13 protein-coding genes are annotated in these 16,154 nt (G+C 49.9%); 1 reads left to right on the top strand and 12 read right to left on the bottom strand.

The features are described 5' to 3' along the window. The 4 genes from OXG87_00550 to OXG87_00565 all read right to left on the bottom strand — a co-directional run. Positions 1–925: hypothetical protein (locus OXG87_00550; protein ID MCY3868008.1), on the bottom strand; the 925-nt coding region annotated here is incomplete at its 3' end. Between the two features lie 65 nt (positions 926–990). Beyond that, positions 991–4,440, bottom strand: a complete 3,450-nt coding sequence (locus tag OXG87_00555; protein MCY3868009.1) for a putative Ig domain-containing protein — start codon at positions 4,438–4,440, stop codon at positions 991–993. Positions 4,441–4,857: 417 nt separating this feature from the next. After that, the gene (locus OXG87_00560; protein ID MCY3868010.1) at positions 4,858–6,111 is read right to left on the bottom strand and encodes a cytochrome P450; all 1,254 of its coding nucleotides are present in this window, start codon (positions 6,109–6,111) and stop codon (positions 4,858–4,860) included. A gap of 74 nt (positions 6,112–6,185) precedes the next feature. Further along, on the bottom strand, positions 6,186–6,893 hold the full coding sequence (locus OXG87_00565) for a hypothetical protein (protein MCY3868011.1): 708 nt from the start codon (positions 6,891–6,893) through the stop codon (positions 6,186–6,188). Between the two features lie 133 nt (positions 6,894–7,026). Here OXG87_00565 and OXG87_00570 point away from each other — a divergent pair, with 133 nt between their 5' ends. Beyond that, positions 7,027–7,458, top strand: coding sequence for a hypothetical protein (locus OXG87_00570; GenBank protein ID MCY3868012.1), 432 nt, complete (start codon positions 7,027–7,029; stop codon positions 7,456–7,458). Positions 7,459–7,506: 48 nt separating this feature from the next. Here OXG87_00570 and groL read toward each other — a convergent pair whose 3' ends face one another. The 8 genes from groL to OXG87_00610 all read right to left on the bottom strand — a co-directional run bounded on the left by groL (position 7,507) and on the right by OXG87_00610 (position 16,153). Then, positions 7,507–9,132: a chaperonin GroEL gene (groL, locus tag OXG87_00575; protein ID MCY3868013.1), complete on the bottom strand. Its 1,626-nt coding sequence runs from the start codon at positions 9,130–9,132 to the stop codon at positions 7,507–7,509. A gap of 14 nt (positions 9,133–9,146) precedes the next feature. After that, a complete protein-coding gene (locus OXG87_00580) occupies positions 9,147–9,434 on the bottom strand; it encodes a co-chaperone GroES (GenBank protein MCY3868014.1) in 288 nt (95 codons plus the stop codon). 129 nt (positions 9,435–9,563) lie between these two features. Further along, entirely contained in the window at positions 9,564–10,034 is a 471-nt protein-coding gene (locus OXG87_00585) for a rhodanese-like domain-containing protein (GenBank protein MCY3868015.1), read from the bottom strand. 19 nt (positions 10,035–10,053) lie between these two features. After that, positions 10,054–13,272, bottom strand: a complete 3,219-nt coding sequence (gene secA / locus OXG87_00590) for a preprotein translocase subunit SecA (protein MCY3868016.1) — start codon at positions 13,270–13,272, stop codon at positions 10,054–10,056. A gap of 27 nt (positions 13,273–13,299) precedes the next feature. After that, entirely contained in the window at positions 13,300–14,034 is a 735-nt protein-coding gene (locus OXG87_00595) for a metallophosphoesterase family protein (GenBank protein MCY3868017.1), read from the bottom strand. Continuing rightward, on the bottom strand, positions 14,027–14,446 hold the full coding sequence (gene nusB / locus OXG87_00600; protein MCY3868018.1) for a transcription antitermination factor NusB: 420 nt from the start codon (positions 14,444–14,446) through the stop codon (positions 14,027–14,029). Before nusB ends, OXG87_00595 begins: the two co-directional genes overlap by 8 nt. Next, a complete protein-coding gene (gene ribE / locus OXG87_00605) occupies positions 14,443–14,919 on the bottom strand; it encodes a 6,7-dimethyl-8-ribityllumazine synthase (GenBank protein MCY3868019.1) in 477 nt (158 codons plus the stop codon). The genes nusB and ribE overlap by 4 nt, the downstream gene beginning before the upstream one ends. Then, the gene (locus OXG87_00610) at positions 14,903–16,153 is read right to left on the bottom strand and encodes a bifunctional 3,4-dihydroxy-2-butanone-4-phosphate synthase/GTP cyclohydrolase II (GenBank protein MCY3868020.1); all 1,251 of its coding nucleotides are present in this window, start codon (positions 16,151–16,153) and stop codon (positions 14,903–14,905) included. The genes ribE and OXG87_00610 overlap by 17 nt, the downstream gene beginning before the upstream one ends. Position 16,154: the final 1 nt, after the last annotated feature.

Raw genomic sequence — 16,154 nt, forward strand, 5'->3', positions numbered from 1 at the left:
CAGCCAATCCTTGCAAATCGCCCCCGCCCCAGTCTGGAACATTTATCAGGATAGTCATAACAGCCCCAGCAGCAAGCCCAATTTTAAAGCCTTTGCCTGTGTTTCTATATTGTTTGAGGCTGACATCAAATTTAGAGATTGAAGAAACAGGCACTTGATAAAAGCTACGTCCTTTTTGGATAACGAGTGTGTCTTGCGTCATTTTAAGGAGCTTGCCAATCATTTGTGCCTTCTGAATGGACGGAGCATACACACGCACTCGGGCATTGTATTTAGCACCCGTTTCTTGATAACTCTCGATCTCTCGCATGTGTTTGGCGACAATGAGGGTATCAATGTCGTTGTATGCTATGTCATAGGTATCAGCTCCATATTTGAGTGTGATACGGCTTGAGTCCTTATCTACAATTCGATTAATGGCTTTTCCAGCACCTTGAGATGTATAGACGATGTGAGCATACCATCCCTTTGTGATCTCTGATGGGTCAATCTGTCCGCGTGACATGACTGTGACGGTCTTTTGATTGAGCCGTTGGATAGCAGCCTGTTCAGTCTCTAATGCTTTTACCTCTCGTTTTTCCATATCTTGAATAAACCGTTCCACCTCATTGATTTGTTTTCCTCGTGAGGTTACTTCCTCGCTCATGATTACTGACAACACTTTGTTGTAAGCAATGGTCTTCTTTCCAAAAAGTGCTCTGAATCGAATCTGAAATGTGGTCTCGTCAATAGCCTCAATCCAGCCCTTTTCCAATTGCTGTTTATTCTTACTATCGTAATAGGTGACCACAACGTAGGCATCTTGAATGAGCGTGTTGGCATTGACCTCTGCGCCTTGCAGGTATTTAGCTGCATACGTCAGCGTAGGAGCCATCGCATTGAGCAGGAGGGTCGCCGTTATAAAGACAGCAGCTAATTTTTTCATGAGGTTCTTCCTTTTAAGAAAACCCAAAGCCTCCAACAACAGTCTCCTGCCAAAAAAATCAACAATCATTGGGAGGTAAAGTGACGTGAAAATATCACAAAATCGGCAATATCAATGGTTCCATCGCCATTCAGATCCATCTCACCATTAAAATCATCCTCACCTTCTGATAGACCAAATGCGGCTACAAAAAGGGAATGATCTGATAAATTGACTGCACCATCACCGTTAAAATCACCCATCAGACTGATAGCCATCGAGAAACTTTCAGTTGCAGTCCTGTTTGCATTATCGGTCACCGTCACAGTAAGTGTGAAAGTTCCTGTTTGTGTGGGTGTGCCGGTGATCTGTCCACTGCTCGAATTGATAGAAAGACCAGAACCCGTAGCAGGGGTGCTGGACATGGCATACGTGTATGGTGTCTGCCCCCCTGACGCTGACAACTGAATAGGAGTAATAGCGCTGTTGGTCACAGCACTTATCTTGACTGTTATGTCATCTATCTCTGCGACTGTCAATGACGACGAAACGGGCTTGGATGCAGGCGCATTTACCGTCATAGTGAAAGAACGGCTACCCGTGATGGGGGCCGCAGAACCTCCTGCTCCTCCGCCTGGGGTCTCTTGCACATGCACGCCAATGGTGAACGCGCCACTTTCTGTGGGTGTACCTGTGATGCGACCAGTTGATGAATTGATACTGATACCTGATGGCGCACCAGATATAGAATACCGATATGTCCCCGAACCACCAGACACAGAGACCTGGATGGCAGTAATGGCGTGATCCTGTTTCACGGTGACATCTGATATTGGCGCAACATTTAGGCCCTGGGAAACAGACATCTGAAACGAGATCGACTCACTTTGGCTGTCATGGCTTTCTACTTTCAAGTTTAAGGTAAACGTGCCACTTTGCGTGGGTGTGCCAGTGATGAGACCACTGTCTGAAATCGTGATAATTTGTGGCGCGCCGGACAGGGAATACGTATAGGGATCCCACCCACCAGAGGCATTGACCTGAATAGGGGTAATCCCCTTATATTGCTTTTCAGTTTTATCATCTATTGATGCGACTGTGAACGATGAGGTATTGTTTTCGCTGTTGGTCACAACCACATCAACCAATGTATCCGTGCCCTGCCGTTTTAGACCGGCCACCGCATGTTGGATATCACAGTTCATCATGGTCAAAGTGCCGTAATTGCGGATGCCATACCAGTCCCCAGACGCGGGGGTTGCACTGTCGGAACGAAATACAACTCGCTGGTCGCTCGATCCATTGGCGATGATCTTTCCATAGTTGATAATATCGACGCGATTTGCATCTTTCATGTCGTGAATATCTCGATTGGGATAGGCCCTGATCGTCGTGCCAGCATCAATTGTCAAGGTTGCGCCGGGATAGACTACAATATCACCAATCAGCTTTATTGTACCACTCCATCTAACGTTTTGCACAATTGGAAATTGTTGAAACCATCGTTGAATGTCATCGTTATCTCTTGGTGATGATCTGGGATCTGGACTGGGAAATTTTCCATAAGGAATTTCCCTTTTGGAATAACCACTTGTTCCCAAAGTATCCCAACCACTATGAAATGGTCCTACAGGAGACGTATTATACTTATTTCCAGGTGAAGTAACAGCTGGTGTCCCCCATAATGCTCCTGTACCTAACCAACTCATTTCTGGTGATAAACCCTTATTGGGTTGATTTGGGTCAGGATTGGGCAAAAATATTAAATCATAAGATTCCGCAACATCGCGATTTGTGTCCTCAACATTGGTACTCAGAACAATACCATCCTTTGTCATATCTTCATCATAACCTTGCCCGAGTAATTCACCACCGGGGTCCGAATAATTACCTCCCGTAGGATAACCGCCGTGAGAACCTGCTCCCACATAGACAACCGGATGGGTTCCACCTTCAGCCGGTGCAAAATCTATCTGAGGGTCAAAAACCCTTCCACCAATGCTATTATATGTTAGACCCTTGCCATGAAATTTGTAGTCAATTTCAGCGAGTTCTGCCATATCTGGATCAAAGGAGGTTACAACAACATTAACGTGCTGCCAATCCCCTTCGTGATTATTTTGGAAATCATTATAGGGATAAAAGTAATAATACTGGATGACGACATTACCATCATCTTTATCAAAAATATGCACGTATGCTGTGTTGGGAAACGCAGGATTGTTCCCACGTTTAGGTCCAGAGCCAGTATATGTGTTGTTCCAGCTTACTTTGTCGTTACCGGGATATTCAAAATGTGCAAACACAGCATAATCTCCATGCGCTAAATCCTGCTGTGGCCGTCCGGTATAGATCAATTTTGTAGGTAAGTAGGCAAATTTATTCTCTGAAAAATTAATCGTAGGAAAGTAACTCTGGTATGTAATAAGCAGATCAGGATTCCATCCTGATGCTGGATATTGAAACTCTCCAGAAGTATTAGGTTCCTCTGAAAAAGAAAACCAAAGATTAGAAACAGACTCTGCACCCATGATTTCCACGGGTTCAGGAAAGAGCACGATGCGGTTTTTGCGCGTTGGATGTTCTGTTAAAATTAAAATCGGAGAAAATTTCTCGGCAAGTTCTATCGAGTAAACACTCATCTTGAAACTATGCTCCCCTGTGCTACCACGCGTATCAGTCACCGTCACAGTAATTGTGGAAGTCCCGGCCTGTGAGGGCTTACCTGTGATGCGATTATCATCTGACAAAGGGATACCTGAAGGTGCTCCGGCTATATAATACGTATAGGGCTCCCAACCGCCAGATGCTGATAAATGAATCGGGGTAATTGAGCTGTCCTGCTCGACAGTTTTATACGCTATGGGTGAAACGCTCAACGGTGGAGAAATCATTATGTTCAGGTCCTGACTCATACTTTGACCTGCTTTATCTCGCACTACGACTCTTACTGTGAAAGTCCCATTCTCTGTAGGTGTGCCTGTGAGGGTTCCCGATGAATCAATAGAAAGACCATCAGGTGCTCCTTCTTTGGCTATTTCATACGTATAGGAGGGTCGGCCTCCGGATACACTTATCTGAGGAGGCGTAGATGTTAATGAGGTCCAGATGGAACTGTCTTCCGTACCCTTTATATCTTCAGGCCACGTTATTGTCAATGGCGGCAAGGTCGGCGTGGCACTCGCGCTGACGGATGCACCATTTCCAGTCGCATTCACCGCACGCACCTCAAAGGTATATTCGGTGTCATTTGTCAGGCTCTCTACCGTGTGACTGGTTGTGTTCTTATTACTATTGGTAATATTTGTCCAGTTCGGTGACCAATTGCTGCCACTATCTGTGCTCTGTCGATACTGATAGGTCGTGATGCTCTCATTATTCGGGTCATTCCAACTCAGCGTCACCTGTTGATCTCCTGCCACCGCAGCGAGGTTCGTCACCGCAGCAGGAGCAGGCGGGGATTGAGCAGCAACAGGTCCAGAGATCAGAATAACACTTATGGCTATGGAATACAATACGGATTGCAGGTTCGTCATATTACTCTCCTTATAATGTGAAAATTTTAATGCGGTCACTTGTCTTAGCCTTTTTTATATCTGCAAAATGCGTGCCAACAATCGTTTCCAAACAAAAAAAGCACTTGAATGTGCTCAAGTGCTTGAAAAACAAAGAGATAAAATTTAAGAATTATTTGTGCTACGCCTGCGAGATTCTGGCGCAAGTGCATCCGCCAGGATGCACTTATGACCGCTTATTTAAGTAAAATAAAAATAAATATTTGATTTATATAAAGATAAGCAAGGTGCATCCGCTGGGATGCACTGCATCCGCTAGGATGCACCTGTTTTGCGTTTATTTGGTTTCTACCGGTGGGGTGATGGGAAGGAGGAAGTGTGAAGTGGGATGAGACAATGGGGGGGTGTTGGGTGGTTCTTACTTTTTACTTTTAACTTCTAACTTCTTTCCACCTCTACCCACAATTCACTTAGCCCGCGCAAGGTGATCTGGTGTCGGCGCACGGGTTCGGCGGCCAGTTGAATTGAGGCGTATCGCTTTAGCAGGGCGGCAAAGGCTACTTTGGCTTCCATTACGGCAAGCGACGCGCCCAGGCAGTAATGGATGCCGCGTCCGAAGGAGAGGTGGCTCGTTTTCTTTCGGCCTATGTCCAGGGTATGGGGATCGGAAAACACAGCGGGGTCGCGGTTTGCTGCGCCGATTAAAGAGATGACGGGTTGGCCTGCGCGGATTCGCTTGTTGCGGATTTCCACATCTTCAAGCGCGATGCGCCGGTCCATCTGAACGGGTGGGTCGTATCTGAGGAATTCGTGTATTGCCAGGTCCAGCAAGTCGGGCTGGCGGCGGAGACGCTGGAACTGGTCGGGATTTCTCAGGAGGGCGAGCATGCCGTTGCCGATCAGGTTGCGCGTTGTTTCGTTGCCGGCCACGAGCAAGAGGATCAGGGTTGTCACCAGTTCTGCGTGCGTCAAGCGGTCGCCCGCTTCTTCTGCGGCTACGAGGTCGCTGGTCAGGTCGGCCTGTGGTTTGCGCCGTCTCTGTGCTATGATTTCCTCGAAGTATGCTTCCAATTCCACCCGCGCCTGCCGCGCCCGTTTGATGTTTTCGTCGTCGAGGATCGGTTCGATGCTGAGCGAAATCAGATTTGACCACGCTTTGAACCGGTCCAGGTCTTCGGTGTGGACCCCCAGCATTTGGGCGATGACAATAACCGGCAGGGGAAATGCGAAGGCGTTCATCAGGTCGAAGCGGGTTTGTCCTTCGATGGCGTGCAGGATGTCATCGGCAATTTGTTCGACTTTGGGTTGAAGAGCTGCGACGGATTTGGGGGTGAATGCCCTGGAGACCAGGGCGCGCAGCCGGGTGTGGTCGGGGGGATCGAGGGCGAGCATGCCCAGAGGGCCAATGCGGACATAGGTGTCGGTGGGCAGTCCCTGGTTGGAAAAACGCGCGTGATCCCGCAAAATAGCATCTACGTCCCGGTAGCTGCTTATGGCCCACGCATTGATCAGTCTCATGCGGTGGATTGGGTCTTTGCTGCGCAATTTTTCGTACAGGTCATACGGGTCGGCGAGAACTTCGTCGGCTCCAGGGTGGTAGGCAACGCCCGATTCGAGGCGTTCATAGGTGAGCAGCGCCCGGGCGGCAAGTGGCTTGAGACTATTTTCGATTGCCCGAGTTATTGAAGTCATTGTTGCGTTCTTTCACACTAAAGCCCCGTCTGACCTTTGTCAGACGGGGCTTTCAATAGTGGCGGGTATATGCTTCAAGCGTTCTTCAAGGCATTTACCGCTTCTATCAATCGCCGATCGGCTTTGTAGCGCAATTCTAAGATTGCGTCTATATCAGCCAGTGCGTTGGACTCGGCCTGTAGGCGGCACACGTCAATGCGGTCTGACAGAGCATTCATCACTACGTCGAGCAACATCAAATCTGTGACATCGTCGGCTACCATACACTCGTCGGCCAGGACTTTGCGGATCATTTTCAGGGGTTCTTTGAGTCTCTCGGCGTCCGGGATGGTTTCGCTTTTTCCATTGTTGACCAGTTCGGGTGACAAACTGCCGATGAAGCCTTCGCTGATGAATTGCCGCGTTTTGTCTTCGGTCCACGATTGCGCTAATATTTGTGTCAATTTGTTCGACGGTTGATCGGGTTTCTGGCTGCGATTGCGACCGCGATTGCTTGTGCGCTTTGAAGACCGCTGTTTGTTCTGATCGCCCTGATTGCGTCCTTTAGGTGGACGAGATACTTTGCGGGTATCTTTTTGCACATTGCGGGTATCTTCTTTTTTTGGTTCATCCCGCTGGGCCTGAGCAGGTGTTTCGGTTCGCGCTGGTTCCGCTGGTACTTGAACGGGTTTTTCCTCTGTATTCGCGTCCTGCTGTCGCGTGGGTTGAGCAGGTGCGCTTACACCGGCGCGATCTTCCCAGCCAATTGGAGCTGATCGCTTTGTCCGACGCCCCCATTGCATTTCTTCTGGTTGCACATCCTGGGGCGTTTGTATTTGCGCGGCGTCTCCAGCTTGTTGATTCTGATCAACAGAAGTTTTTGCTTCGACCTTTTCCTTTTCTCTACGCCGTCTGGATGGCGGCGATGAAATTACCGTGCGCTCTTCCTGTGCGGCAGGCCTTTCGATCTTTTTCGCAGGTTTTTCGGCTGTTTTTTTAGATGGCTGCTTTTTGGCTGCACGCGGTGTAGAAGACCTGGTGTTCGTTTTCTTTGCTGGCTTTTTGGCTGTTTTTTTAGATGGCTGCTTTTTCGCAGGTTTTTTGGTTGCCTGCTTTTTGGCTGCACGCGGTGTAGAAGACCTGGTGTTCGTTTTCTTTGCTGGCTTTTTGGCTGTTTTTTTGGTTGCCTGTCTTTTTGACGGACGTTTTGCTTTTTTTGCTGTGGATGTCGCGCCTTCAGTTTCCCGAGGTTCATCGGTCTGTGTTTTCGCTTTTGCCATAATTTCCTTTCGTCAAATTTGGTTTAAGTCTTTGCATAATATAGATAAAACTGCCCACAAATTCAACCAAACACAAAAAAAAGGCTGACCAGCGGTCAGCCTTTTGTGGATGTTGAGCATATTTTGACAGCTCGATTTAGTGCATGTGCCCGTGATGGGGGTCGTGGGCGGGCGCAGCACCTTCGTTTTCTTCTGGCATATCTGTGACCAGGGCTTCGGTTGTCAATAACAATCCCGCGATGGACGCTGCATTTTCCATCGCAGTGCGCACCACTTTTGTGGGATCAATTACACCGGAATCTACGAGGTCTTCGTATTGCTCGGTGCGTGCATTGAACCCGTAAGCGCCTTCGCCTTCTTTCACTTTTTGCACGACGAGGCTGCCTTCTATGCCGGCATTATCGGCGATCTGACGCAGGGGGGCTTGCAGTGCGCGACGCACGATATCTACGCCTGTGCTCTGGTCGCCATGCACATCCGTTTCGTCTAATGCGCCAAGGCTGCGAAGGAGAGCGACCCCGCCGCCGGGCACGATGCCTTCTTCAACTGCAGCGCGCACGGAGTGAAGTGCGTCTTCGACGCGGGCTTTCTTTTCTTTCATTTCTGTTTCTGTTGCCGCACCAACGTTGATGACGGCCACGCCTCCGGCCAATTTTGCCAATCGCTCTTCGAGTTTTTCGCGGTCGTAGTCAGAGGTGGTGTCTTCAATTTGCCGACGAATCTGACTCGTTCTGCCCTGGATATCGGCTATAGACCCAATGCCTTCTACAACTGTGGTGTTGTCTTTGTCGATCACTACGCGCTTGGCCTGCCCGAGGTCGCTAATCTCGACGTTTTCGAGCTTTATGCCGAGGTCTTCCGTTATCACGCGCCCACCTGTTAGCACGGCGATATCGCCCAGCATTTCTTTTCGGCGGTCGCCATATCCCGGTGCTTTTACCGCACAGGCAGCGAGGGTGCCGCGCACTTTGTTGACGACAAAAGTGGCGAGGGCTTCACCTTCGACGTCTTCGGCGATGACCAGAAGCGGCTTGCCTGCACCGGCGACTTTTTCGAGGAGAGGCAATAAGTCGTTCATGTTTGACAACTTCGCCTCGTGAATGAGGATCAGCACGTCTTCCAGTATGGCTTCCATGTTTTCCTGATCGGTCACAAAATAGGGCGATAGATAACCGCGGTCAAACTGCATCCCTTCGACCACATCCAGTGTTGTCTCGATGCTTTTGGCTTCTTCGACTGTGATTGTGCCGTCTTTGCCGACTTTGTCCATTGCATCGGCTATAATTTCACCAATGCTGCTGTCACTGTTGGCGGATATTGTCCCTACTTGTGCAATTGAATTGCGGTCTTTTACCGGCTGGCTCTGGTCTCCCAGTGCTTTGACTACGGATTCAACAGCCGCATCTATGCCGCGCTTGAGGTCCATAGGGTTGGCTCCGGCAGTAACATTGCGCAAGCCTTCACGGAAAATCGCTTCGGCCAGTACTGTCGCTGTGGTTGTGCCGTCGCCTGCAATGTCAGAAGTCTTGGAGGCGACTTCTTTGACCATCTGTACACCCATGTTTTCGTAGGCGTCTTCGAGTTCGATTTCTTTTGCAACGGTCACGCCGTCTTTTGTCACGGTGGGAGACCCCCAGGATTTGGCGACAACCACATTTCGTCCAGCAGGTCCCAACGTGGCCTTCACGGCTTTGCTCAAGAGCGTTACACCATCGAGAATACGCTCGCGAGCATCTATTCCATAGGCAATCTGTTTTGCCATAACACCTATCTCCTCTACTGAATAATGCCCAATACGTCGTCTTCGTTTACGATTACGTACTCATCGCCGTCAACTTCAATTTCTGTGCCGGCGTATTTGCCTATCAAAATTTTTTCCCCAGATTTTACCGCTGGCGCAATCACGTCGCCATTTTTATTGCGTCTGCCCGGCCCAACGGCTATGACTTCTGCTTCCTGAGGCGTTTCCTTTGCGGTATCGGGGATGATTATGCCCCCCTTCACCTGCTCATCAGCATCCACCCGTCGCACCAGAATGCGATCGGAAAGCGGACGGACATTCATGAGAACCCTCCTTAAAAAACAGTTAAATGTAATAAATTTAATTGTTTATATGTTGTTAGCAACTCGTCCTTTTGAGTGCTAAGGGGGCAAAATATACAAGTGCGCTAATATTTTTGCAAGTGAAAAGGGCTACATATCATCCAATTTTGTTTTTTTTTGGGCCAATACTTTTTCCAGATGATCAATTTGCTCTTTGAGTAGTTCAGGGGTTTCTGGCGCGCCTGTTTCTTCCGGTGGCGGTGGTATTTCAGCCGGCAGATGCGCATCTTCCCAATCCCCGTATCCGCCGTCCATCGAGATCACTTTTTCGTATCCCATAGCTTGCAAGGTTTCGCCAGCGAGGAGGGATCGCACGCCGCCTGCGCAGATTACAATGACTTCACGCGATTTGTCGGGCATTGCCGATTCTGCTTTGTGTTCCAATTCTCCGCGGGGTATGTGTACAGATCCTTTCAGGTGCCCGCGCTCCCATTCATCCAGTCCTCGCACGTCGAGTAATACGGGATTATTGCCATCTTCTATATACTCATGTACTTCCTGCACGGTCATTTCCGGAATATTTTGACGCGCATCATCCAGCAAATTTTCACGCGACTTCATACCTGTATCTCCTCATGCTTTAAGCTCTTCCATGGCAGTGTTTGTACTTTTTCCCACTGCCACACGGACACGGCGCGTTTCGCCCTACCTTTTTTTCAACGCGCACGGGCTGTTTTTTGGGCGCATCGCCTTCTGTGGAATTGGCGGTCAATTCATCTTGACCGGGTTCGGGCATACCGACAAAGCCCATTCCCGTGGCATCGCGGTGTTCCAATGATAGGCGTGCGGGCTGTTGGGTGCGCGGTTGTGCGGGTGTTTCTTCGACGGAAATGCGGAATAACAATCGCAGGGTTTCGCGATTGATGTCTTCGAGCAGTGCCACAAACATTTCATAACCTTCGCGCTTGTACTCGATCAATGGATTTTTTTGTCCATAACCGCGAAGGCCAATGCCCTCTTTCAGGTCGTCCATCTCGCGGAGGTGTTCTTTCCACTTTTCATCAAAGACGCTCAGGTAAATCATGCGTTCTATCTGGCGCATGCGGTCTTCTCCAAGGACCCTTTCGCGGCGATCATAAGCCTCGCGAATCCCGCGCAATACGCGATCTCGCAAACCCGCTTCGCGCAATTGGGGCAGGTCTTCATCGGGTATGATGGGTGCTTGCAAAAATACATTGCGCAAATCTTCCATCAAGCCATCAAAATTCCAGTCTTCGGGATGTGCGTCGGGCGGTATATGAATATCGAGTAGTGCATCGACGGTTTCGTCGATCATTTCGCTGATCATCGCCGAGATATCTTCTTCTTCCAGCGCGTGTCTGCGTCTGTCGTAAATCACTTCGCGCTGTTGATTCATTACGTCGTCGTAATCCAGCACCTGTTTTCGAAATTCAAAATTGCGCGCTTCAACCCGTTTTTGGGCGGTTTCAATGGACTTTGTCACCCAACTGTGTTCGATTACTTCGCCTTCTTCGGCTCCCAGGCGGTCCATGACGCGGGCGATGCGCTCGGATCCAAATAGGCGCATCAAATCGTCTTCCAATGAGATGAAAAACCGCGAGCTTCCCGGGTCCCCTTGCCGCCCGGAGCGCCCGCGCAATTGCCGGTCGATGCGCCGGGATTCGTGTCGTTCGGTGCCGATAATATTCAATCCACACGGGACTTCATCCCGACATCCGTATTTGTCTATGTAGGGACACAGGGGGCGGGTGTTATCGGGATCTGCAATCAATGCACACTGATGTTCTTCGGGTGCTTTTATGACGCCGGGGCCCAGTTTGATATCTGTGCCGCGTCCGGCCATATTGGTTGCTATTGTCACGGCACCGGGTTGTCCGGCTTGCGCGATGATCTGCGCTTCTTGTACATTTTGTCGGGCATTGAGCACCTGGTGTTTGATTTTTTTGCGCGTTAGCATCCGCGAAATCAATTCGGAGGTTTCAACGGAAATTGTGCCGACCAGGACTGGCAATTTTTGTTCGTGCAAATGCACGATTTCGTCGAGCAGGGCATTGTATTTTTCGCGTTTTGTGCGGTATATCCAGTCGTTAAAATCAATGCGGCGCACTGGCTCATGCGTTGGGATCGATACCACATCGAGCTTGTAGATTTGATGAAATTCTTCTGCTTCTGTTTCGGCAGTGCCCGTCATTCCCGCCAGTCGGTCGTAGAGTCTGAAGTAATTTTGCAACGTAATTGTTGCCACTGTTTGCGTGTCGCGTTCGACTTTTACCTTTTCTTTTGCTTCCAATGCCTGGTGCAAGCCATCGGCAAAACGGCGTCCGGGCTGGGGCCGTCCCGTAAATTCATCGACGATGACGACTTTGCCGTCGTCGATCATATATTGCACGTCTTTTTCATATAGAGAATAGGCTTGCAATAATTTTCGCACGCTGTGGATAGACTCATTCTTTTCTCCGTAGTCCTGATAGGCGGCTTCTTTTGCGTGGTCTTTGTCTGAATCGGATAGCGATTTATTCTGTTCGATATCCCGAAGTACTTCATCGAGGTCTGGCAATACAAAGTCGTCTGGATTGCGGCTGATTTCGTCGCGTCCCTTTTCTGTCAGGTCGATGATGTGGCTTTTTTCGTCGATGCTAAAATAGAGGTCTTCGTCCAGTTCGCCCGTGCGCTTGTCGCGGATATAATCGGATTCAACCCGCTGCACGAGGCGCTTGATGCCCTCTTCTTGAAGGCGCTTCATGAAGCGACTATTTTTGGGCATTCCGCGCTGAACCTGCAATAATAAGATGCCGGCTTCGTATTCATCGCCGGACTCGAGTTCTTCTTCTGCTTGCTTTAAAATATTGTTTACGATTCGGGTTTGGGCGCGTACCAATTTTTCGACCAGCGGACGCATTTCTTCATATCGATGCGACGAGGATTCCGATACGGGTCCCGAAATAATCAGCGGTGTGCGCGCCTCGTCGATCAGGATGCTATCTACTTCGTCGATAATTGCAAAATAGTGCTCGCGCTGTATCAGGTCTTCGGGGCGAATCGCCATGTTGTCGTAGAGGTAATCAAAACCAAACTGGTCTTTTGTGCCGTACACGATATCCATGAGACAGGCGTCTTTGTGATCGCATGGGCGCATGCGATACCCGTCTTTACCCTCTTCTTCCATAATAAAACCTTCCACGCCCAATGCGCGGTCCTGAATGACGCCTACGGTGAGGTCCAGGAACAAATACACGGGTCCCAGCCACATGGCGTCGCGCTTGGCCAGGTAGGAGTTTACGGTGACCAGATGCACACCGCGCCCGAGCAAACCATTCAGGTACAGAGCCAGACCCGCGGCCAGTGTTTTGCCTTCGCCCGTGGCCATTTCGGCGATTTTGCCCTGATGCAATACGGTCGCACCGATCAATTGCACGTCGTAGGGTATTTCATGCCACACGATTTGATCGCCAGCTCGGTCCCAGGACTTCTCCCGCTCTTTGAAGCGGCGACACGTTTCCTTAAAGACGGCAAATGCCTCTGGATGGATTTCATCGAGTACGTCGCGCTCAATATCCTTGATTTCGGCTTCGATTTCGGCAATGGCTTCCAATTGTTCGGTGCGGTCTTCGTCTCGCTGCATCGCGGCCAATTCTTCCTTGAGCTGAATAAGATGCTTTTGAGCATCATCCGTCGCTTCGGCAATGCGCGCGCGGAACTCCGCTGTTTTGCCCTTTAATGCCTCGTCGGACAAAGAGGCATATTCTTCGTAGAGTTGATTAATTTCATCCACAATCGGTTGCATTTTCTTTACGTCCCGATCGTGTTTGCTGCCGAAAATTTTTGTTAGGAAATTCATTGTGATTATCCTGTGGATAATGAGGTGTCACATCCCAAGTTCGATGCGTTCGGCCAAAAAAGGCGGAAGTCCCGCGGATAGAATTTTGGCCTGTGCTGTTGCCACATCGTAAGACACGCGGCGCAATTGGAGGTTCCCATTTTCCCGGTCCCATACGACAAAAGCCGCCCGCGCATCGCCGTCGCGAGGTTGTCCTACACTGCCGACATTTACGAGATAGCGATCATTGTCGGACAACTGCACTTCTCCTTCGCGCGTAAGTACTGTTTTTTGAGATGCCGAGCACACAAATGCGCGGTGAGAATGTCCGACAAAACACATCTCGAAATTGGTCTGGGCGAGCATTGACCAGCCATCTTCGGGGTCGAATAAATAGTGCCACAACTCGGGTTCAATTGGCGAAGCGTGGGCATAACAAAAAGCAGATTCATTTTGGAAGGGTTGGTAAGATCGCAATAGCGAGGCGTTTTCATCGCTCAGCATTTGAACGGTCCATTGTATTGCCGCCAGTGCCACGGGGTTAAAAAATCCCGGATCTTCCAGGCCCACAGCTGCCCAATCGTGATTGCCCGCGAGTACGAGGTCCGATACTTCGCGCACGCGCTCTATACACATATTGGGGTCCGCGCCGTATCCGACCATATCGCCCAAACAAATAATTCGATCTACCTGTGCTTCTGCAATTTTTTCCAGTACGGTTTGCAAGGCTTCGAGATTTCCGTGTACATCTGAAAAGATCGCAATGCGTCCAATATTATCCATTGGGTTGTTCCGCATCTTTGGACAGGGTATCGAGGATGCCGTTGATAAAGTTAGAAGCATTGGCTTCGCTAAATTGCTTGGCCAGTTCTATGGCTTCGTCAATAGAGACTTTGTAGGGAATATCTTTGAAATAGCGCATTTCCGCAAGGGCCATCCAGAGCACGATGCGATCAATACGCGAAACCCGGTCCAATGACCAGTTTTCCAGTACGGGTTCAATCGATGCGTCCAGTTCTTCGCGGTGTTCCCAGGCCGTTTGAGCCAGATTTATCGCAAAATCCGAGCTCAATGCCGAAAGACGCGCTCGGATGCACATGGTCTGCGCTGTCTGTTGCACGGGATCGCCCACACTTACAGTCCAATAAAGTGCTTGCAACGCAGCCTGACGCGCTTTGCGCCTCGATTTAATCATTTTTTTGCTTCCCATGCGGCGATAACCCCAATCATTTCAATCGCGCCCAGGGCAGCTTCCCAGCCCTTATTCCCGGCTTTTGTTCCCGCCCGTTCTATGGCTTGTTCAATGGTGTCGGTTGTCAAAATGCCAAATATGGTGGGTACGCCTGTTTCGCGGCCAATAGACGCTACCCCTTTTGCTGCTTCACTGCATACGTAGTCAAAATGCGGTGTGCTGCCTCTGATCACAGCGCCCAGACAGATCAGCGCGTCATATCGACCGCTTTGCGCCATTTTTTGCGCCATGGTGGGAATTTCAAAACTTCCCGGTACCCATACCACGTCTATGGCATCTGTATCGCCGCCGTGTCGCGCAATACAATCGAGCGCACCGCCGAGCAATTCTTTGCTGATAAACGCATTGAATCGCCCCACTACAATGCCAAGTCGCACGCCTTCTGCCGATAACTGACCTTCATAAACTCTGGGCATCACTATCTCCTTCATTGTCTAAATGCAAGTCGTCCTCTTTAAACAAATGCCCCATTTTTTCCTGTTTGGTTCGCATGTATGATAGGTTCCATTTGTTGACCTGAATGGCGACCGGGATGCTGTCTATAATTTCTATTCCATACGCTTCTAATCCCACGCGCTTTGATGGATTATTGGTGATTAGTGAGACTTTTCTGATTCCCAAATCCGACAGGATTTGCGCGCCAATGCCGTAGTCTCGTTCATCCATTTTAAATCCGAGTTTCAAGTTGGCTTCTACGGTGTCATATCCATCTTCTTGCAGTTTGTACGCGTGCAATTTTGCCCGCAGGCCAATACCCCGCCCTTCCTGCCGCATATACACCAGCGCTCCGCGTCCTTCTTTTTCGATCATTTCGAGAGCTGAGTGTAAGTTTTTTTCGCAGTCACAGCGCAATGAGCCGAGTGAGTCGCCCGTCAGGCATTCGGAGTGCATCCGCACCATTACGGGTGCATCGCCGGAAAGGTCGCCTTTTACGAGTGCGACGTGTTCGCGTTCATCTACGTCGCTTTCATACAGGTGTAATTGAAACGCGCCAAACCGCGTGGGCATATCCACTTGCTCGACACAGCGCACCAGTTTTTCGGAGCGACGGCGATAGGCAATCAGATCGTGAATTGTCGTCACTTTCAAGCCAAATTGATCGGCAAGTTCCAAAAGCTGTGGCAAGCGTGCCATGGTGCCGTCTTCATTGAGGATTTCACACAGTACACCGGCGGGATACAGGCCGGCCAAACGCGCCAGATCTACTGCTGCTTCTGTGTGTCCCGCTCGTCGCAAGACCCCGCCGGGCATTGCGCGGAGTGGAAAAATGTGACCTGGTCGGCCAAAATTTTCAGGCCGCGTTTTGGGATCTACAAATTGTCGAATTGTTTCGGCGCGATCCTGTGCGGAGATACCGGTTGTCACGCCGTAGAGCGCGTCGATGCTCACCGTGAATGGCGTGCCGTGAAGGGCTGTGTTGGTGTTGACCATCATGTCCAGGTCGAGTTCTTTGAGGCGGTCGGGGGTTGCGGGCAAACAGACCAGCCCGCGTCCATGGCGCGCCATAAAATTAATGGCTTCAGGTGTGACTTTTTCTGCCGCCATGATGAAATCGCCTTCGTTTTCCCGGTCTTCGTCATCGACTACAATGACGATTTTGCCCGCTCGAATATCTTCGAGGGCGTCTTCTATTGTTGCGATTTTGTTCATA

The organism is Gemmatimonadota bacterium (genome assembly GCA_026706845.1).
In the GTDB taxonomy this organism is placed as follows: domain Bacteria; phylum Latescibacterota; class UBA2968; order UBA2968; family UBA2968; genus VXRD01.

What these genes read in the sequence shown, in the direction of transcription:
- OXG87_00555 (MCY3868009.1), bottom strand. Translation starts at nt 4,440, where the DNA reads ATGACGAACCTGCAATCCGTATTGTATTCCATAGCCATAAGTGTTATT.
- secA (MCY3868016.1), bottom strand. Translation starts at nt 13,272, where the DNA reads ATGAATTTCCTAACAAAAATTTTCGGCAGCAAACACGATCGGGACGTA.
- ribE (MCY3868019.1), bottom strand. Translation starts at nt 14,919, where the DNA reads ATGCCCAGAGTTTATGAAGGTCAGTTATCGGCAGAAGGCGTGCGACTT.
- nusB (MCY3868018.1), bottom strand. Translation starts at nt 14,446, where the DNA reads ATGATTAAATCGAGGCGCAAAGCGCGTCAGGCTGCGTTGCAAGCACTT.
- groL (MCY3868013.1), bottom strand. Translation starts at nt 9,132, where the DNA reads ATGGCAAAACAGATTGCCTATGGAATAGATGCTCGCGAGCGTATTCTC.
- OXG87_00585 (MCY3868015.1), bottom strand. Translation starts at nt 10,034, where the DNA reads ATGAAGTCGCGTGAAAATTTGCTGGATGATGCGCGTCAAAATATTCCG.
- OXG87_00610 (MCY3868020.1), bottom strand. Translation starts at nt 16,153, where the DNA reads ATGAACAAAATCGCAACAATAGAAGACGCCCTCGAAGATATTCGAGCG.
- OXG87_00595 (MCY3868017.1), bottom strand. Translation starts at nt 14,034, where the DNA reads ATGGATAATATTGGACGCATTGCGATCTTTTCAGATGTACACGGAAAT.
- OXG87_00565 (MCY3868011.1), bottom strand. Translation starts at nt 6,893, where the DNA reads ATGCAATGGGGGCGTCGGACAAAGCGATCAGCTCCAATTGGCTGGGAA.
- OXG87_00560 (MCY3868010.1), bottom strand. Translation starts at nt 6,111, where the DNA reads ATGACTTCAATAACTCGGGCAATCGAAAATAGTCTCAAGCCACTTGCC.
- OXG87_00580 (MCY3868014.1), bottom strand. Translation starts at nt 9,434, where the DNA reads ATGAATGTCCGTCCGCTTTCCGATCGCATTCTGGTGCGACGGGTGGAT.